The sequence below is a fragment of the Amycolatopsis sp. lyj-108 genome (assembly GCF_046549005.1).
Lineage (GTDB): Bacteria > Actinomycetota > Actinomycetes > Mycobacteriales > Pseudonocardiaceae > Amycolatopsis.
Genome location: NZ_JAJPWQ010000003.1, coordinates 134,046 through 152,669 on the forward strand (window position 1 = coordinate 134,046; position 18,624 = coordinate 152,669).

At 68.7% G+C, this 18,624-nt stretch carries 17 protein-coding genes; 7 read left to right on the forward strand and 10 right to left on the reverse strand.

Going from position 1 to position 18,624, the window contains the following annotated elements; all coding sequences use genetic code 11:
- The first annotated feature begins 6 nt into the window (after positions 1–6).
- A complete protein-coding gene (locus ACLJO0_RS12175) occupies positions 7–717 on the forward strand; it encodes a GNAT family N-acetyltransferase (protein ID WP_410578410.1) in 711 nt (236 codons plus the stop codon).
- Between the two features lie 7 nt (positions 718–724).
- Here the strand turns inward: ACLJO0_RS12175 and ACLJO0_RS12180 are convergent, their stop codons facing one another.
- Both ACLJO0_RS12180 and ACLJO0_RS12185 read right to left on the reverse strand, forming a co-directional pair.
- On the reverse strand, positions 725–1,057 hold the full coding sequence (locus tag ACLJO0_RS12180) for a hypothetical protein (protein WP_410578412.1): 333 nt from the start codon (positions 1,055–1,057) through the stop codon (positions 725–727).
- 131 nt (positions 1,058–1,188) lie between these two features.
- Entirely contained in the window at positions 1,189–1,971 is a 783-nt protein-coding gene (locus tag ACLJO0_RS12185; RefSeq protein ID WP_410579291.1) for an endonuclease I family protein, read from the reverse strand.
- 188 nt (positions 1,972–2,159) lie between these two features.
- On the opposite strand from ACLJO0_RS12185, the gene ACLJO0_RS12190 reads away from it, so the two are divergent.
- Both ACLJO0_RS12190 and ACLJO0_RS12195 read left to right on the forward strand, forming a co-directional pair.
- Complete coding sequence (locus ACLJO0_RS12190) at positions 2,160–2,606, forward strand: PPOX class F420-dependent oxidoreductase (RefSeq protein WP_410578414.1); 447 nt, start codon at positions 2,160–2,162, stop codon at positions 2,604–2,606.
- Positions 2,607–2,666: 60 nt separating this feature from the next.
- Positions 2,667–3,098: a hypothetical protein gene (locus ACLJO0_RS12195; protein WP_410578416.1), complete on the forward strand. Its 432-nt coding sequence runs from the start codon at positions 2,667–2,669 to the stop codon at positions 3,096–3,098.
- A 182-nt stretch (positions 3,099–3,280) separates the two neighbouring features.
- Here the strand turns inward: ACLJO0_RS12195 and ACLJO0_RS12200 are convergent, their stop codons facing one another.
- Both ACLJO0_RS12200 and ACLJO0_RS12205 read right to left on the reverse strand, forming a co-directional pair.
- Positions 3,281–4,483: an FAD-dependent monooxygenase gene (locus ACLJO0_RS12200; protein WP_410578418.1), complete on the reverse strand. Its 1,203-nt coding sequence runs from the start codon at positions 4,481–4,483 to the stop codon at positions 3,281–3,283.
- An 18-nt stretch (positions 4,484–4,501) separates the two neighbouring features.
- Complete coding sequence (locus ACLJO0_RS12205) at positions 4,502–5,953, reverse strand: MFS transporter (RefSeq protein WP_410578420.1); 1,452 nt, start codon at positions 5,951–5,953, stop codon at positions 4,502–4,504.
- Between the two features lie 98 nt (positions 5,954–6,051).
- Between ACLJO0_RS12205 and ACLJO0_RS12210 the strand changes: the two genes are divergently transcribed.
- Positions 6,052–6,687 carry a TetR/AcrR family transcriptional regulator gene (locus ACLJO0_RS12210; protein WP_410578422.1) on the forward strand — a complete coding sequence of 212 codons (636 nt, stop codon included), beginning with the start codon at positions 6,052–6,054 and terminating at the stop codon, positions 6,685–6,687.
- 330 nt (positions 6,688–7,017) lie between these two features.
- Positions 7,018–7,896, forward strand: coding sequence for an alpha/beta fold hydrolase (locus ACLJO0_RS12215; protein ID WP_410578424.1), 879 nt, complete (start codon positions 7,018–7,020; stop codon positions 7,894–7,896).
- Positions 7,897–7,902: 6 nt separating this feature from the next.
- Here the strand turns inward: ACLJO0_RS12215 and ACLJO0_RS12220 are convergent, their stop codons facing one another.
- The 5 genes from ACLJO0_RS12220 to ACLJO0_RS12240 form a co-directional block, all read right to left on the reverse strand.
- A complete protein-coding gene (locus tag ACLJO0_RS12220) occupies positions 7,903–8,565 on the reverse strand; it encodes a response regulator (RefSeq protein WP_410578426.1) in 663 nt (220 codons plus the stop codon).
- Positions 8,562–9,689, reverse strand: a complete 1,128-nt coding sequence (locus ACLJO0_RS12225; RefSeq protein WP_410578428.1) for a sensor histidine kinase — start codon at positions 9,687–9,689, stop codon at positions 8,562–8,564. The genes ACLJO0_RS12220 and ACLJO0_RS12225 overlap by 4 nt, the downstream gene beginning before the upstream one ends.
- 63 nt (positions 9,690–9,752) lie before the next feature.
- Complete coding sequence (locus ACLJO0_RS12230; protein ID WP_410578430.1) at positions 9,753–13,358, reverse strand: hypothetical protein; 3,606 nt, start codon at positions 13,356–13,358, stop codon at positions 9,753–9,755.
- On the reverse strand, positions 13,355–14,290 hold the full coding sequence (locus ACLJO0_RS12235; protein ID WP_410578432.1) for a hypothetical protein: 936 nt from the start codon (positions 14,288–14,290) through the stop codon (positions 13,355–13,357). The genes ACLJO0_RS12230 and ACLJO0_RS12235 overlap by 4 nt, the downstream gene beginning before the upstream one ends.
- A gap of 1 nt (position 14,291) precedes the next feature.
- Positions 14,292–14,735, reverse strand: a complete 444-nt coding sequence (locus ACLJO0_RS12240; RefSeq protein ID WP_410578434.1) for a hypothetical protein — start codon at positions 14,733–14,735, stop codon at positions 14,292–14,294.
- Positions 14,736–15,036: 301 nt separating this feature from the next.
- Here ACLJO0_RS12240 and ACLJO0_RS12245 point away from each other — a divergent pair, with 301 nt between their 5' ends.
- Entirely contained in the window at positions 15,037–17,346 is a 2,310-nt protein-coding gene (locus ACLJO0_RS12245; protein ID WP_410578436.1) for a PQQ-dependent sugar dehydrogenase, read from the forward strand.
- 58 nt (positions 17,347–17,404) lie between these two features.
- Here the strand turns inward: ACLJO0_RS12245 and ACLJO0_RS12250 are convergent, their stop codons facing one another.
- Positions 17,405–17,851 carry a GNAT family N-acetyltransferase gene (locus ACLJO0_RS12250; RefSeq protein WP_410578438.1) on the reverse strand — a complete coding sequence of 149 codons (447 nt, stop codon included), beginning with the start codon at positions 17,849–17,851 and terminating at the stop codon, positions 17,405–17,407.
- 187 nt (positions 17,852–18,038) lie between these two features.
- Here ACLJO0_RS12250 and ACLJO0_RS12255 point away from each other — a divergent pair, with 187 nt between their 5' ends.
- A complete protein-coding gene (locus tag ACLJO0_RS12255) occupies positions 18,039–18,623 on the forward strand; it encodes a hypothetical protein (protein WP_410578440.1) in 585 nt (194 codons plus the stop codon).
- Position 18,624: the final 1 nt, after the last annotated feature.

Below are 18,624 nucleotides of genomic sequence, written 5' to 3' on the forward strand. Positions count from 1 at the left end.
GAGCCGATGATCATCACCCAGAATCAGGATTCTACAGCACGGGAAAACGATCTCTCGCCCCAGCACCGTGAACATCAATTCACACGTGTGTATTCGGTGTTACTCAAGGGCCTGGTGGAAAATCACCGTCCAGCGACCGTGTCACCTCGGTCGATCCCTGGTAGAAACGGTGCCGAACCAAGATCGTCAAGCCTTGGACTCCGAGAAGGGAACGCCATGCCCGAGCCCCGCCGAGCTCACGTCTCCGACCACGGCACGATCGTCGAATGCGTACAGGAATGGTGGGGCGATTCGCGCACTCCCGCTCAGGCTCGCGAACTTTCGCTTTTACTTCCCAAACTGTTCCTGCAATTCTTCTCCAGCACGAGCCTGATCCTGGAGGACGAGGCGGGAATCAGGGCATTCCTCGTCGGCTTCCACGCACCGGACAACGCCACCGAGGCGTACATCCATTTCGTGGGAGTGGATCCGAACCTTCGTGGCCAGGGAACGGCCCGCCGCCTGTATACCACTTTCTTCGAGCGCGCCGCCGAGGCGGGCCGCACGGAAGTCCGCGCGGTCACCTCGCCGGGCAACACCGGATCCATCGCCTTTCACCGGGCCATGGGGTTCACGCTCGAAACCGGCGACCGAGTGGCCGACGGCCTCCCCCTGCACAGCGACTACGACGGCCCCGGCCAGGACCGGGTGTGCTTCCACCGGAAGCTCACCCGCTGACCACCGATCAGGTCCCCTCGACGACGTGGACCGAGTTGACGCCGATGTTGCAGCTGACGTGGTGGTCGATCCGGTACCACTCATTCTGCGGCGGGTAGTGCCAAATCGTGTCGTACGTTCCGCCGAACGTACAGTCCACCCGCAGCTTCCACTTCGCCGGAATGGGCGCCCAGCAGACTCCCCACGCCCGGTAGCTCGAGTTGTAGCCGGTGTCGCAGGTCATCCCGTACACCGGCGTGACGAAGCCGGCCTGGGCGGGCGCGGCGGCCGCGACCATGACGCCGCCCGCCACCGCCGTCGCGGCGACCACGCCCCCGATCCTCCGAATGCTCTTTCGCATGTTTCTTCCCTCCGTGCGGCAAATATGGCCGAATGAGACAAGAAAGGACGATATTGTCCTCGGCGCACATTTGACGAGTTCGAAGGGATCGTCTAAGGGACCACGGAAACTGCCTTTTGGGGCGAGAGGAACTATCCGTAGATGGAGGCGGCCCATTCCGGGTGGTCGATGAACGGGTTGCGATTGTGCTGGAACCGGTCGTAGATGACCTGGTTGCGACGCTGCTCGGCGGCGTCGGGCGGGTCCTGGGTGTTCCAGCTCAGCAGGACCGAGAGGCGGCCGATGTTGGGTTTGGAGCCGTTGCCGACGGCGTCGTTGGGTTCGAGATCGGCGAACCCGTCGGTGCCGTCGTAGCGGACGGCCATGTACAGGATCATGCGGGCCACGTCGCCCTTGACCGCGTCCCGCGGCTCGAACGAGTCGTCGTCGGTCGAACTCCCGGGCGCCTCGCCGACCGGCGAGCCACCGGCGTCGAAGTCCTTGTTCCCGCGGGTGCTGTTGACCGACACGTCCTCCGCGCGCAGATGGTGCAAATCGGTACCGGGTCCGACGGCCGTGCCGAAGTCGCCGTGCGACTTGGCCCAGACATGCTCGCGGTTCCAGTCGTCGACCTCGCCGCCGTTGGCGGCCTTCGCCTGCGAGCGGCCGCTGTAGAGCAGCACGACGTTCGCCGGGTCGGCCGGGTCCTCGTCGGTGGCCCTGATCCCGTCCCACACCTGTTCGTAGGTCAGTTTGGTGTTGGTGCTGATGATCCCGTGCAGTGCCGCCTTGAGCTCCGGCCCGGTCTTGCCCAGCGCGTCCTGGTAGTAGTCGTCCGCGGCGGTGGACGGCCCCGCCATGGTCGGCGCCGCGAACGCGATCCCCGCCGCGGCGCCGAGTGCGAGAACGAGAGAGATACGACGGGTTGGCTGCATGGACAAGGTCCTCTCCCCAGAGGCGCCGACCCGGATCGTCGTCTGCTCGGCCACAACCCCGGCAACGCACTAGTCGTCTAGTTGGAAAAATACTGTCATGGGTGTCAATAGCCACCACTCCGCCGGTCGACATCCGCGGTCGTCCGCGCGACAATCGTCGTCCTGATCCGGACTCACTGGAGGGCCGCGTGACTGGGCTGGACGAGCAGATCCGCGGCTGGATCGCGGCACCGAAGTTCTGGCACCTGGCCACGGTGAACGGGGACGGCTCACCCCAGGTGTCCGCCATGTGGATCGACCTCGAAGGCGACCACATCGTGTTCAACACCGCCGTCGGCAGGGTCAAGGAAGAGAACCTGCGCCGCGATCCCCGCGTGTCGCTGTCCTGCCTGGACACGGACAACCCCTACGACCGCGTCGTGATCCACGGCCGGGCCGTCGAGTTCGTCGAAGGCGACGAGGCGGATCACTGCATGGACCGGCTGGCGAAGAAGTACGTCGGAACCGACCGCTTCGAATGGCGGATCCCGGGCGAACGGCGGGTCAAGGTGCTCGTCGAGCCGACCCGCGCTCGCCACGTCGTCGGCGTCGAGCCCTTTCGGCCGGGAAGGCTCGAACCAGGCACACAGGCGTGACGTCTCGCTTCGATACCCGAGCGGTGCAACCGGCGGAGCGGCCCGCTACGTCCTCGGCGCATGAGATGGATCGCAGCGTGTCTGCTGCTGCTGGCGGGATGTGGCATCGGCAAGGGTACGGCGGAGCTGGAGGCATTCGCGGGACTCAAGGGCTCGAGCACCCGGTTGACGGGCCTGCGGCCAGTGGAACTCGGAACGGCCCCTGCCGAGGAGTTCCAGCGAACCCTGGAACGCGCCAAGCTGACGAACCTGGACGAAGTTCGTGGGGCTTTGTCGTTCGTCCCGCCTGCCGACCGGCGCGGTTTCGCCTTCGTCTTGCCGGGCTGCGCCGAGGACGGCGCAGAACTGACCGTCGAGCGCGACACGCTCACCGCGGAACTCACCGGCGGGGAGAACGTCAACTGTGCCCAGGCGAACTATTTCCTCGCCGTCTTTTCCGTCGAACGCGACTCGGTGTCGCCGACACCGACGTTGTCGACGACACCGCGCTAGGCCGTGTCCTGCAAGTCATGTTCGCGGCCCCCCGGTGACTGTGTGGATTTCGGGTCATCCAACGCACCAAAATCCACACGGTCAGCGACGGCCCTCACTCGACACCAAAGGTCCCCCGCTCCCTTTCCACAGATCAGCACGTCAAGCGATACTTACCGGACACCGCGCTAGGCCGCGAGCGTTCAGCCGCGCTGCGGCTCGGCGATGGGCTCCGGCAGCGTGAGGGCGGTATGGGCCGGTCGCCCGGTTCCCGGCACCGAGGCGGTCAGGCCACGCAGCCGGCTGTCGCGTCGCGCGAGGGCTTCGGCGGTGACCGGGAAGAGCGCCGCGTCGCCCACGCCGACCTGTGCTTGGTTCACCTCGACGAATCCCCGCGTGTCGTCTTCGTAGGCGGCGAACGCGGCGGTGTGGTCACGGTGGACGGCCAGTGCCCTGGCGAGCATGTAGGCACCTACGAGGGCGAGGCTGGAACCCTGCCCGGTCAGGAACGACGGCGCGTAGGCGGCATCGCCGACCAAGGCGATCCGGCCGCTGGACCAGCGCGGCAGGTGGATTTGGCTGACGGTGTCGAAGAACAGGTCGTCCGCGTCGCGCATCGCGGTGACCATGGCCGGGATTTCCCAGCCGTCGCCGTCGAAGGTCGCGGCGACGAGGTCCAGTTGCGCTTGGGGATCGCGGAGCACCTCATACGGTGGCTCGGGGCGAGCGGCGACCAGGAAACCGTGGATCCGCTCGCTGCCCTTGACCGCATAGAGCGCCGCCCCGCGGCCGGGCACGTTCCAGAGCACACCTTCTCGCGACAGGCCGAACTCATTGGGCATCGTGAATCCGGCGAAGCAATATCCCAGGTAACGGTGATAGGGGTGTTCGGGCCCGAAGACGAGTTCCCTGGTTCGCGAGTGCAGTCCGTCGGCACCCACGACCAGATCGAACGCGCGCCGTGTTCCACCGCGGAAGGTGACTTCGACACCGTTCTCGTGTTGTTCGAGCGCGTCGATGGAATCGTCGAACACGTACTCCACGTCGTCGCGGGTGGCTCCGTACAGAATCTCCGCCAGATCACCACGCCGCACCTCGACATCGCTCCCCTCGACTCCGCCGACCACCGTCTGCGGATGCACCGACGCCACCTCTCCGCCGGTGGAATCAAGGAAGGTCAGCAAACGCGTCTCGATATGCGCTTCATGGAGCCGCGGTAGGATCCCCATCCGGCCGGCCACCTCCAGCGCGGTGCCACGGACGTCGATCGGATATCCGCCTCCTCGCAGTCCGCCTGCCTTCTCCACCACCGTCACCGAGAACCCGTACCGCCGCAACCAGAATGCGACGGCCGGTCCGGCGATGCTCGCGCCGGAGACGAGGACCGTTCCTTTTGCCGTGTTCATTTCCGTTCTCCGATTCCGTCAAAGAGGCGCCGGTGAGGGCGTTTTATGGTTATGTGGCGACTTTCGCACCAGCAAGACGACGAGTACCGCGGCGATCGCGAAGGCGACGGAAGCGATCGTGATGTAGGTGAAGACACCCGTTCCCGAATTCACGGTTTCGCCGCCGACGGACACGGTGGTCGACTTGAGCACCGCCGCGCCCACGAAATCCAGCACCACCGATCCGATCGCGATGACGACCATGACCAGGCTGGAGACGATGCCCTGCCGTTCGGCGGGCGCCAGGCCGCCCGCCAGGTTGAAGCCGGAGGTTCCGAGCACGCCGACCGTGAAACCCAGCAGGAAAGCGAAGAACACCGCGACCGGGAACTGGGAGACGCCGAGGAACATCCCGATGGTTCCCACGGTCCCGAGTGCGATCCCACCCGCCAGGGTCATCGCCGGCCCGACGCGAGTGGCGAGTGCCCCGGCCGCCGGACCGCCGATCATGACGCCGATACCGGGCGCCGCGAGCAGCAGTGCCAGCGTTCCCTGGCCCGCCAGTCCGTATCCGAGCCCCTGTCCCGCCGAGACATCGCTGACCAGCGGGATGAGCTGGAGCATGCTCTGGTACGAACCGGTGCTGAGGACGAGCACGAGCAGGGTGAGTGCCAAAGGCGCGCCGAGGTTCCGGATGTCGATCAGCGAATCGGGCTTCCGGCTCGAGACCAGGAACCACCTGGCCAAGGCCGCGACGCCGCCGATCAGGAGGACCATCGGGCCGACGGCGAACCAGCCGAACTCCGAGCCGAGGCTGACATAGCCGAGCACCCCGGCCAGGCCGCCGCCGAGGAGCAGTGCACCTCCGACGTCGATCCGGCCCGGTGTCCTGAGCACGGATTCGGGAATGACGCGGCGCACGCAGATCGCCATCGCGATGGCGACGACGGCCGATACGACGAACAAGATCTGGAAGCCGAACTCCGCGGCCAGTTTCTCGGTGAGGAAGCGGGAACCGATGTTGAGCACAGCGGATCCGGAGGTCACGATGCCCACCACGACCATCGCGATCCGGGGCGCGCAGATCTCCCTGACGATCGCGACGGAGAGGAACAGGGCGGCCACGGCCGACCCTTGCAGCAGGCGTCCGGGCACGAAGACCCAGATATTCGGGGCCACCGCGCAGATGAGCGCGCCGGCGCAACTGAGCAGCAAGGTCAGTACGAGCACCTTGCGTTTGCCGTGCACGTCGGCGCTCTTGCCGAGCAGCGGCGCCCACATCACGCCTGCCAGCATCGCGCTGGCGTTGAGCCACGCCGCCTGATCGGTGCCGAAGTGGTCGAGCATTTCCGGAAGGACGAGCAGCGGCGCCGTGATGGCCGTGTCGACCATGAAGTTGACCAGGACCAGGACGGCCACGAGGCCGATGAGCCGCCTGTTCCATCTCGTATGCGGTCCTGCGCCGGGATTGCCGATCCTGCTCTCCTGCATAGAGGACTCCTTGTGCGGGATGGAGGAAAGGCGGCGTATCCGCCTCAAAAACTACACTACACGGTGCAGTTTTCTACGGCTGAGAATACGATGAGAACATGGCGACCCCGAGAGCGACCGCGCGGACACCGGGCAGGCGACTGCAGGCCGAGGCCAAGCAGGCGGCCATCCTCGACGCGGCCGAGGTGTTGTTCGTGTCGGACGGATACGAACTCACCAGCGTCGACGCGATCTCGGCGCGGGCCGGGGTGTCCAAACGCACCGTCTACGACCACTTCGGCGACAAGCAGACCCTCTTCCGCAGCGTCCTCGGCCGCGCCAACGACGCCGTGGTCGCGACCGTGCGCAAGGCGATCGACGAAGAACTCACCGACGACAGGGACATCCGCGCCGCCCTGCTCGGCTTCGCGCGGCGGGTGACGACGGGAATGTTCCCCACCTCGGACTACGCGACGTTCCGGCGGCTGAGTTCGCAGGCCCCCGTGGCGCCGCGGTTGCCGGAAGCGGCGCGCGACCAGCCCGAACGGATGATGGAGGAACGGTTCGCGAAGTTCGCGGCCGACGGCAGGCTCCGGCTGACCGACCCGCGGCGCGCCATGCAGCACTTCGTCGCACTGACGATGCGCCTGGCCCTCGACGTGATCAACGACGACCTGGCAGGCAAGGTCGGCAAGTCGGAGATCCTCGCGGTCCTCGACGACGGGGTGGACGTGTTCCTGCGCGCCTACAGCTGATCCACAATGGACGGACACCGGGGCGGCGGGGCACGCTCCCGCCGCGACGGCGTCGCGAAAGCCACTTTCGCGACGCCTGGCGTCCCGAAAGTGGCTTTCGCGACATGCCTGGGTGATCCGGACCGGGGTCCGCGACGGGCTCCGGACAGGACGGGACGAGCGATCGACCACCCCCACGGGGCTCAGCGGTACCGCCAGTCGCTGAAGAGTGATTCAAGCCGCCTTGTCCCCCATGAGAGCTACGCGCAGATGCCCTCCGCATGGTGACGATTCACGGCCGCGAGATCCGTAGCGTTGCCGTGAATCGTCCCCCTGTACCAGGAGTTCATCATGTCCCGTAAGGCATCCGCTCTGATCGCGCTGTGCTGCGCCGTGGCCGGTGTTGCGCTTTCGGCTTGCGACGAAGCCACGGAATCGGAGTCGTTCGCGGAAGACCGGACCGCGTTCACCGGAACCCAGAAGATCAAGGTCGGCGAGCGTTCGGTGAACGTGTCGTGTGCGGGTGAGCCGGTCGAGGGGCGGCCGGTCGTCGTCCTGCTGCACGGCGGGGGCGACGACGTCGGGAAGCTGGCGGGGCTCCAGAACACGTTGGCCGCGCAAGGTCAGGTCTGCTCCTACGACCGGCTCGGCGCGGGCGCCAGCGACCAGCCTGACGGGCCGCAGAGTTTCGAGAGCACCGGGAAGATCCTGGCCGGGGTGATCGACCGGGTCGCCGGCGGTAAGCCGGTCGTGCTGGCCGGGCATTCACTCGGCGGGTTGATCGCCGGCAGGTACGCCCCCGATCATCAGGACCGGGTCAAGGGCCTGGTGCTGATGGACGCCACGTCCCCGACCCAGACCGCCGATCTGCGACAGCACATCCCGCAGTCGGCCACCGGTATGGCGGCCGAACTGCGGGACCAGACGTTGGCGGTGATCGCGGGGCAGGGTCCGGAGAAGCTGGTGGTCCCCGACGGCGAGGTCCGCCCGGCCGGGACCATCCCGGTCGAGGTGATCCAGCACGGCAAGCCGTATCTCACGGCCGTCCCCGAATACGGCGCCGCCCTGGAGCAGGCGTGGTCCGAGGGCCAGCGCAAATGGCTCGCGCTGTCCAGCCGCGGCAATCTGAGCACCGCGGCGAACAGTGAGCACTACATTTACGTCGACCAGCCGGATCTCGCCGTCCGCGCGATTCAGCGCGTCACCGACGAAGCCGCGAAGTCCTCTTAGGACAGTTCAGGTGACAAGGCCGTGGCGGAAGGCGTAGATGACCGCCTGGACCCGGTCGCGGAGACCGAGTTTGGCGAGCATGCGCGACACGAACGTCTTGACGGTCTCCTGGCTGATCATGAGGGTCGCGGCGATCTCACTGTTGGAGAGGCCGTCCGCGATGAGGCGGAGCACCTCCAGTTCCCGGGGAGTCAGCGGGCTGTCGCCCGGATTTTCGTCCTCCGCGGGCCGGATCCGGGCGGCGTAGCGGCCCACCAGCTGACGTGTCACCTCGGGATCCAGCAGGGCCGCGCCGGCGGCCACGGTGCGGATCCCGTGCAGCAGCCGGTCGGGCGGGGTGTCCTTGAGCAGGAACCCGCTCGCACCGGCGCGCAGTGCGCGGTAGACGTACTCGTCGAGATTGAACGTGGTCACCACCAGCACCTTCCCGGGTTCGGCCACGCCGGCGCCCGCCAGCAGACGAGTGGCTTCGATACCGTCGAGCACCGGCATGCGCACGTCCATCACCACGACGTCCGGACGCAGGCGGGCGGCGAGTTCGACGGCGGCCCGTCCGTCCCCGCATTCGCCCGCCACCTCGAGATCGGGTTGCGCGTCGATGATCGTCACCAGTCCGGTGCGGACCAGCATCTGGTCGTCGCAGACCAGGACCCGGGTCGGCACGGTCACGACGGAGTCCTCGCCGGGATGCGGGCACGGACGGAGAACCCGCCGTCTCTTCTGCGGCCCGCGCTGAAATCGCCGTCCAGGCCGTCGATCCGTTCGCGCAGCCCGGCGAGTCCTCGTCCGCCGCCGTCCGGCGACCCCGCGTGCGCACCGGACTCGTCCGTGTCGACGGCCACGGTGATCTCCCCGTCACCGTGGTGCACCCGCACCGAGGTACGGCTGCCGCGGGCGTGTTTCAGCGCGTTGGTCAACGCCTCCTGGACGACGCGGTAGGCGACGGGACCGGCGTCTCCGGCCGGCGCCGCGGGCTCGCCCTTCTCCGTGTACTCCACCGGTTGTCCCGCCAAGCGTGTGCGTTCCACCAGCGTCGGGATCGCTTCGGCCCCGTGGCCGGGGTCGATCACGTCGAGCAGGTGACGCAGATCGGCGATGGCCAGCCGTCCGGTGTCGGCGACGGCGGTCAGGCTCTGCTCTAGCCGCGCGTCGGTGAGGTACCGGGCCGCTTCCGCCTGCACGACCATCGCCGTGACGTGATGGGTCACGACGTCGTGGAGTTCGGCGGCGATACGCGCTCGTTCGGCCGCCCGCGTCTCCTCGGCGACGCGGCGGCGTCGTTCCGCCTCCGCGCCCCGGTCGGCCCGCAGCCAGGTCCCGAACCCCCACGCCAGCACCAGCGCGAGATAGAAGGTCACATAGCCGGTCAGTGACTCCGTGCCACCGAGCAGCGTGAACGCGACCGCCGCCCCGACGTATGCCGCGGAGAACACGATCGCCGCCACGCGACGGTGATGTTCCAGCCGAAGCCCCACGGTCAGCAGGGCGATCGGCAGCGCGGTGCCCGCGAACGAGTGAGAGCCCCCGAACTGATCGATGGCGAACCCGAGCGACACCAGGGCGAAACAGGTGACGGGCCACCGGCGGCACACGATGAGCGGAACGCACTGGAGGGCCACCCCCACGACGGCCAGGACGTCGTAAGGACGGTTCGGCATCCCGCCGAACTGCGTGCCGTGGCTGTGCAGCGCGGGGAGCAGCGAGCCGACGAAGAGCGCCAAAGCGACCGGGAGATACCAGATCGGGCCACACCGCCGCCGCCACAGCTCCGAGACCCGCCGAAGGTTGCCCACGAGGCAGAGCTTATTCAGAACGGGTGAATCGTCCACATGCCGCACCCGCGGCTGACCGGCTGGTCACGCACAGGGGCGTAGAGAGGTCTCTCCCGGCAGGTAGCGATTCCGCTCGTCGTCGGTCAGGACGCGACCGGCCAGCCGGCAGGCACGGTCCAGCCACGCTCCCCTGCTCAACGGCCATTCGACGACCGTCGATCCATTGGCGGCCACGAGGCTCGCGCCGTCGGCCGAGGGCGCGAGCGACCAGACGTAGCCGGCCCCGGACTCGAGTGGACGCCCGATCTGGAGACCGGTGGCGACGTCCCACAGGCGGAGCGTTCCGTCCTGGCTTCCGGAGGCCAACGTCGCGCCGTCCGGCGAATAGGCCAGTGCCAGGACCATGTCGGTATGCCCTCGAAGGGTGCTTTTCATCGTGCCGTCGGCCAAGGTCCAGATGGTGATGGTCCGGTCGTCGCTGCCGCTGGCGAGGGATCGCCCATCGGGACCGAACGCGAGGCTCGTGACCGGCAGGGCATGCCCGGTGAACGTCCGGATGTCCCGGAACTCACCGCTCTTCGTGGCGAAGGAGACCTGCGGCGGGGCGGACACGCCGTCGCCGGAAGCGACGGCGACCGAGTCGCCGTCCGCGCTCAGCGCGATCGCCGTCACGGCACCCTTGGCCGCGGTGAAGGAAATACCGGGCGAATCGGGAAAGAGCACTTGACCGTCGCTGAAGCCGGCGGCCGGACTCCCCCTGCCGTCGGCGGCGAGACCGGTGACCGCGGTACCCGGCCGCGCCGCCAGTACCCTGGCCGCCCGGGTGGCCGGGTCGAGTTCGAACAGGGTTCCGCGGTCGGTTCCCACCGTGATCGCTCCTGTCGCCTTCCAAGCGAGACCGGCGACCGAGCCTTCGAAAGCGTGAGCGTCCACTGTGGACCCATTCCGGGTCACCCGGACCATACCGTCCGCGCCTCCCGACGCGATGGCGCCGTCGGAATTCCTGGCGACGGCCTGGATCGGACCCGTCGCCTGGGCGATCGGGATCCCCGCGGGCGATCGCCTGCCAGTGATGTCCCACGAGATCACCCGGCCGTCGCGGTCCGTTCCGACCAGGAAGTCACCTCCGCTGCCGAGCGCGACGACAGCCGCGTTGAGGCCCGCGTGAACCGGCTCGACGGCCAGCGGTTCCGGGGTGAGGCGCCACGAGGTGATCCTGCCGGTATCCGCGCCGACGAACACCGTTTCGCCGTCGCTGGAAGAGGCGACCGCGGTCCCGCCCGGTGCGTCCGTCCACAAGGGAGGGTGCTCGGCGTGGAGGTCCCAAACACCGATCCGGTTCTCGTCCGCCGTCACCACCCGCGTGCCACCGACGACGTCCAGGCGCATCGTCGTGCCGGTCGACACGGTTCCCGGTTCGGCGAGGCCGGGCAGTTCGGCACCGTCGGCGAGCCGCCAGCGCTTGAGCTCCCCCGCGGTCGTGAGGGCGACGACCTGGTCGGCCTTGTCGGCGACGGCCAGCGCCACCACGTCGGAACTCTGTGCCAGCGGCGGCAGCGGGGTCGTCCGGCCGGTCAGGCTCCAGCGTTCGACGGCACCGAATCGGGTGGCCGCGAACAGGTGGTCGCGGGCAAGGGCGACGCCGACCACGGCGGAGGTCGCCATGACCGGGTCGCGGACCGGCGCCGCGACCCCTGCCCGGTGAACGGTCACCAGACCGGTGGCGTCCGCGGCCGCGACGACGTCGTCGTTCGCCGTGACGGCGCTGATGTTGGCGCGATGGCCGGTGAAACAAGGGCCGATCCGGTGGCCGTCCGCCGGTGAAAGGGCGCAGACGGAGCCGTCGCCGGCGCCGACGATCGCGGCTCCGTCGCGGGTGAACCTGGCCGCCACGGTCGTGGCGCGCCGTCCGGCCGGGAGGAGATAAGCGAGCGGGCCGCCGCGCGCGGAGACCACGTCCATGACGGCCGCGCGGGTGACGGGGTTGTCGTCGGTCTCCGCCCCCGCGACGGCCAGCAGTGCCCCGAGGTCTCGTTCCTGCCCGCTCACCGAACGCGACCTGGCGGCGAGCGACACGGCGTCCGCGACGGTCTTTTCGCGGCTGATGCGGCGTTGCTGGTGCACGACGACGAGTGTGATGGTCACCGCGACGGCCAGCGCCGCGGCCAGGAGGCCGAGCAGCCGCGACCGCCATCGTTGCCGATGCTCGACGCGGCCGCTCAGCGCCAGGAAGCGCCGCTCGACATCGTTCACCGTCAAGCCGCCGGATCGGCGTGCGACCTCGATGGCGGTGAGCCGCGCACCCCGCAGCAGATAGCCGGGATCGGCGCCGTGCCGCTCCCAGGCCGCCGCGCCACTGCCGAGGTCGTCCTGCGCGCGCTTCGTCTCGCGGTCCTCCGTCAGCCAGTTCCGTAGCCGGGTCCACGCGCGGAGCACCGCTTCGTGGGTGATGTCGACGACCGGGACGCCGGTCGCCGCGTCCGAATCGATCGTGAGGATCCGGGCGGCGGCGAGCCGATCGGTGACCGCGCGGACGGCGGACTCGTCGTCGGCGTCGGTCACCAGTTCCTCGAGCCGGGCTCGGCGACGCACCGCGACGGCGTTCTCGCCGAGATGGGACAGCCGCAGCATCATCCGCCGGGCCGTCGCCCGTTGCCGGTCGTCCAACGACTCCCACACACGTTCGGCGGCGTGGTCGATCGCGCCGTCGAGAGCTCCCGCCTTCGCGTATTCGGCGAGTGTCAGCCAGCCGTTGCGCCGCCGTCGCCACGTTTGCGCCAACGCGTACGACAGCAACGGCAACGCGTTTTCGGCGGCGTCGGTATCGGCCAGCATCCGGTCGATCAACGCGGGCTCCACGCGCAGCCCGACCTGGTCCGCCGGTTTCTCGATCACGTCGCGGATAGCCCGCGGTCCCATCGGCAGCACCCGGTGCTGAGCCGCCGAGACCGCCGCCGCCAGCACGGGTTCCTGGTCGAGATGCGGATAGAAGTCCGACCGCACCGCGACGAGGACCCTGGTCTCGGCGGACGAGCGCGGGCCGGCGATCGCGGCGAGGAACGCGGCACGTGAGCCGGGATCCACCGCCGGATCGAACACCTCCTCCAGTTGGTCGATCACCCAGATCGTCGGCCCGCCGGCGTCGAATTCGGCGAAGCGGGCCGGATTCTCCCGAAGAGCCGCCGAGATCTCCTGGGCGCGAGTACCCGCGAGCTTCGCCAGAACGGCCCCGAGCTGCTCGATCGGCTGCGTACCGGGCCGGATCGGCACCGCGGTCCACCTGGCCGATCCGGCGACCGCGCCGCCGGCGAGGGCGGGAAGCACCCCTGCCGACAGCAGCGAGGACTTACCGCTGCCGGACGAGCCGACCACGGCCACCAGCGGCGCCCGGCGGAGCAACGCGAGTACGGCGTCGACATCGTTTTCCCTGCCGTGGAAATACCCGGCCAGCCGGGCACCGAAAGCGTCCAGCCCGGGATAAGGACAGAGATCCGCGGCCCGTCCCGGCCGGGTGACCTGGTCGCCGAACGGGGCGCCGTCGTCGGCGAGGACGTTGACCGGACCGTGCACGGTGAGGTCCCGGCCCGCGACGAGGCCGCCGGTCAGCTCCAGATCGCCGTGCTGGACGACCGGACCGGCGTTTTCGACCGACAGCGTCCTCGCCGCGTCGGTCTCATCCTCCTGGTTCATCTCCTGACGACGTAGTGGCGGTCGTCGTAACTGCCGTCGGCGATCTGGTTCGAGTCCACCTTCACTCGGAGATCACAAGAACCACCTTGCGCGCCTGGGTCCGTCAGAGCGACCCGCACGTCGAAGGTGATCGCCGCACCGCCGGTCCCGCCGATGTTTCTCGGCACCTGGACGAGGGCGCACGCGCCGTTCGCGTCCGCGTAGATCACCAACTTCGGGAGGGGATGCATGGCCGTCACCCGCGCCTGAAGTGTCACGACGGGATTGGACGGCGAGTAGACGAGCGTGTCCGCCGAACCCAGCCAGCCGATCTTGACCGCCAGCTTGTTCACCTTCCAGGTGACGACGACGGGCTGAGCCGGCGCGAAGGCGGCGTTCCCGGCCTGTGTGGCGGTGACCTCACAGGTCAACGGCACCACGTAGGCGCGGACGGTGCCGTTGGTGAGGGCGGACGTCCAGCAACCGCCACCGCGGCCGCCGTTCTGGAGCTGGTAGGTGACGGGAAGGCCCGAAGTGGCGCAGGCGCGCATGGTCACTTCGGCGTCCGGCCACTGGTGGGTGCCGAGGGCGGGGAAGACGATCCGCTGGTGGGCCCGCCCGTCCTGCGCACGACCGGTGGGAGGCGTCCCGCACGGGTTCGCCGGGGCGCCGGGTGCCGCCGACGTCTTGGCAGGGCCCGCCCCGGCTCCTGGCTGGGGCCGGTTCTGTGACGGCGCCGCCGTCCCACCGGACTTTCCCGTCGCGGACGACGCTGAGGCGCCGGGTGCCGTGCTCGCCCCTGACGACGGCTCGGCCGACGGGAGACCGGTGGAAGTTTCCGGGACCGGTGGCGAATCGGGGCCCTTGTCGGCTTGGTCGCGGCCGCACGACGTCAGCGCCGCGACCAGGAGGAGTCCGGCCGCGAAACTCCCGGCCTTGCTCGTGATCGTCATGTCATTTCCCCGAAGCGGGCCCGCCGGTGGACGGACCGGAGATGGTGATGTCGCGCCCCGCGACCTGACGGGTGCCTTTGATGGACACATTTCCGCCGATGGCCAGCGCTCCGGCGTCGCGCACCTGAATGGTGGGATAACCGGTCGCTTTCAGCCGCTCGACCAGTTCCGAAAGCGCGGCCGCGAAGTCGCCGTCGGCAGCCATGATCTCATCGAGATGATCTTCGACGGCGGCCTGGCGACGCTGATTTTCCGGCTGCTCCGCAAGGCGTTCCAACGCTCCTGACGCCTGCGGGTCGGACGAGAACCTGCCGCGCACCTTTTCCCACAAAGACCGAAGTCCTTGCGTGACCCCTTCGTCGACCACCGCTCCGGCGACACCGGCCAAATGCCGCCCATAGCTGATCAAAAACGACGTGATCGCCGCTGCGGACACCGCGTCCATGACACCCTCCCGAAACCATCGACGCGTATCACATACGCCATTCAGCCTACTCATATCAAGAAGAACGGAACCGACAGGCGAATACGTCTTCGAAAGGACATCCGGATGACAAACACGCCGGCGAACGTGGTGATTCTTTTTCCAACTCCGCCGCATTAGCCCCCGGGTGGCGCCCGTTCGCCTGGCGCGTCTTTAGCGACTTGTGCGCATTTCTGTCATCGACGTAACAACTTTGGGTCTCGGCACGCCATACCGGACAGCTGCCGCGTTCTGTTCGGTCCCTGCGCAGGAGGAGTTCCGTGTGTTGAGTTCTCGCCGTTCCTTGTTCCACCGAAGATCACGACGTGCGCTGGCGGTGGGCGTGGTCGGCCCGCTGATCGGCGCGCTCGCCGTCGGGCTCGTCACCGTGGCGCCCGCCGAAGCCGCCGTGCCCGCCGGTTTCACCGACACGGTGGCGATCGGCGGGCTCAGTTCGCCCACCGCCACCGCGTTCGCGCCGGACGGCCGGGTGTTCGTCGCGGAGAAGAGCGGCCTGGTCAAGGTCTTCGATTCGCTCACCGATACGACGGCGACGATTTTCGCCGATCTCCGTCCGCAGACACAGGATTTCTGGGACCGCGGTCTGCTCGGACTGGCCGTCGACCCCGCTTTTCCCGCGAGGCCGTACGTCTACGTCTCCTACACCTTCGACGCGGAGCCCGGCGGTACCGCGCCGCGGTGGGGTGACACCTGCCCGACCCCGCCGGGCGCGACCGACAAGGGTTGCGTCGTCACCGGCCGCGTCTCCCAGCTGACCATGGGCTCGGCAGGCACGGCCGTCAGCGAGAAGCCGCTGGTCACGGGCTGGTGCCAGCAGTTCCCCAGCCACTCCGTCGGCGCTCTCGCCTTCGGGCCGGACGGCGCCCTGTACGCGGGCGGCGGTGACGGCGCCAGCTTCACCTTCGCCGACTACGGCCAGGTCGGAAACCCTTGCGCCGACCCGCCCTCGCCCGCCGGGACGAACCTGACGCCGCCGGCTGCCGAGGGTGGCGCACTCCGTTCGCAGTCGCCGCGACGCCCCGCCGGGCAGCCGGTCCTGCTCAACGGCACGTTGCTGCGCATCGATCCCGACACCGGCGAAGGCGTGCCCGGCAACCCGTTCGCGAACAGCGCCGACGCCAACGCCCGGCGGGTGATCGCCTACGGTGCGCGGAACCAGTTCCGGTTCGGGTTCCGGCCGGGCACCCGTGAGCTCTGGGCGGGTGACGTCGGCTGGGACGCCTGGGAGGAGATCAACCGCGTCGCCGACGTCGGCGACGGTGTGGCGGAGAACTTCGGCTGGCCCTGTTTCGAGGGCGGCGCCAGGCAGGCCGGCTACGACGGCGCGAACCTCGACCGGTGCGAGTCCCTCTACACCTCCGGTGGGCACGCCACGCCGTACTACGCCTACAACCACCGTGCCAAGGTGGTGGCGAGCGATCCGTGTCCCACCGGCGGCTCCTCGATCAGCGGGATCGCCTTCGAGTCCGGGAGCAACTACCCCGCCGAGTACTCCGGCGCGTTGTTCTTCTCCGACTCCTCCCGCGGCTGCATCTGGGCCATGCAGGCCGTGAACGGCCAGCCGGACGCGAGCCGTCTCGTGCCGTTCGTGACCGGTGTCAACACGCCGGTGCAGGTACTCACCGGACCGGGCGGCGACCTGTTCTACGTCGCGCTGGGCAGCGGCGAACTCCGTCGCGTGAGCCATCCCGGCGGCACCAACCGGCCGCCTTCCGCGGTGGCCACGGCGACCCCGGCGAGCGGACCCGCGCCACTGACCGTCCAGTTCGACGGCACGGCTTCCACCGACCCGGACGCCGGGGACACGCTGTCCTACGCCTGGGACCTGGACGCCGACGGCGCGTACGACGACTCGTCGGCCGCCAACCCCACCTGGACCTACACCGCGTCCGCCGCCGTCGACGCAGGACTACGGGTGACGGACTCCCACGGCGCCGGCGCGACCACGACCGTGCGCGTCACCGTCGGGAACCCGCAGGGCCTCGATCCGGTGCCGGTCATCGACAGCCCGGCAGGCACGCTGAACTGGTCCGTCGGCCAGACCGTGGCGTTCTCCGGCCGCGCCGTCGACGCCCAGGACGGCCAGCTCCCGGCGTCGGCGCTGTCCTGGCGGCTCGCGATCCGGCACTGCGCGACCAACGGCACCTGCCATACGCACAACGTCCAGGACTTCCCCGGCGCCGCGTCCGGCTCGTTCGTCGCACCGGACCACGACTACCCGTCGTATCTGCAACTGACCCTCACGGCGACCGACTCGGGCGGCCGCACCGGCACCAAGACCATCGACCTGCAGCCGAAGACGGTGTCGCTCAGCTTCACCTCCAATCCCAGCCAAGCGACGCTCACCGTCGGCGGCACGCAGCAGCGGACGCCGTTCTCCCGGACGGTGATCGCCGGATCCACCAACTCGATCAGCGCGGACAGCCCGCAGAAGCTGCCACCGCTCAACCTGAAGTACGCCTACACCGGCTGGGCACACGGCGGTGCGCGGACGCAGAACATCATCGCGCCGGGCACGTCCACGACGTACCAGGCGAACTACCGGCTCTGCTGGCTGTTGCAGCCCTGCTGACCCGTCGCCTTCCGTGTCCCGGTCGCTTTTCGCGGCCGGGGCACGGTCGCCCGGCGGATCACTCGTCGAGGACGAGCAGCACGTGCTCACCGTCCTTTTCGGACAACAGCCGGAAACCGCATTTCTCCAGCACCCGGACCGACCCGACGTTGGTCTCCACCGGATCGGCGTACAACGGCCGGACCGGCATCTCGCCGAGGAACAACGCAAGCCCTCGCGATCCGACACCTCCTCCCCAGAAATCCCTTCCGTACCAATAACCCACCCAATGCCTGCCGTCCTGTGGCCAGGCCACCACGTTTCCCGCGACCCTGCCGCCGACCAGAACGGTGCGCACCGTCACCGCCGGATCGCCGAGCACCCTGGTCTCCCAATGCTTCATGAACCGCTCACGGTCACGCGGCGGGAACGCGGCACGAGCGGCGGCCACCGGGTCTTGCTCCTGTTCGAAGAACACTTCGAGATCGGCCTGCTCGACGGCCCTGAGGCGCACCTCGTTCGTCATGGCGCGGAGTATGGCAGCGACCACCGACAGGTTTGCCCGGCGAGGATCACCGACACCTGCCGAAAGCATGATTTTCCCTGTCACGGAACAGAAGACGGAAAGCCGTAAGGTCTCCGAAAGGATCGGAACCCGCTCCGCGAAGGCTCCGTCGGATCGCCACTTCAGATCCGCACGGAAGGTGAATCCGATGAGCTATCCAGGTCCGCCCGACCAGCAGAACACCCAGCCTTCGACCGTCAAGCCCGGTGTGGCCATCGGGATCCTGGTCGCGGTGATCGCGCTGGCCGCCTTCTGCGTCACCGGCTTCGCCGCCCCCGGCTTCCTGCTCCGCAAGAGCGCCGGGATCTCGTTGCCCGTCCCGTCCTCCAGCCCGGCGACGACCTCCAGCCCGACGAGCAGCCCGAGCAGGACCACGGCCAGCCGCACGACGCGACCGAGGGTCACCGTGACCGTACGCCCGGCTCCGACGCCGCCGGAAAAGGGTGTTCAGGTGGTCACGGACTTTCTCGCGAAGATCGCCGGGAGCGACAGGGCGGGAGCGATCGCCTTGGCCTGCGAAGCGCAGAAGCGGTTCATGGACGACAAGATCGACTCACTTCTCCCGCTGGGTTCCCGCGTCGGGATCACCAGGTCAGGCGGAACCGCCAAGTTCGTCCTCGCCGACGTCGCCGGTGACGTCAAAGGACGGTCCTCCCGGGGCACCGTGATCGCCGATCGCACGGAGGACGGCGGCTTCTGCATCACGACGTTCAGCATTCGGGAGGCGCGATGAA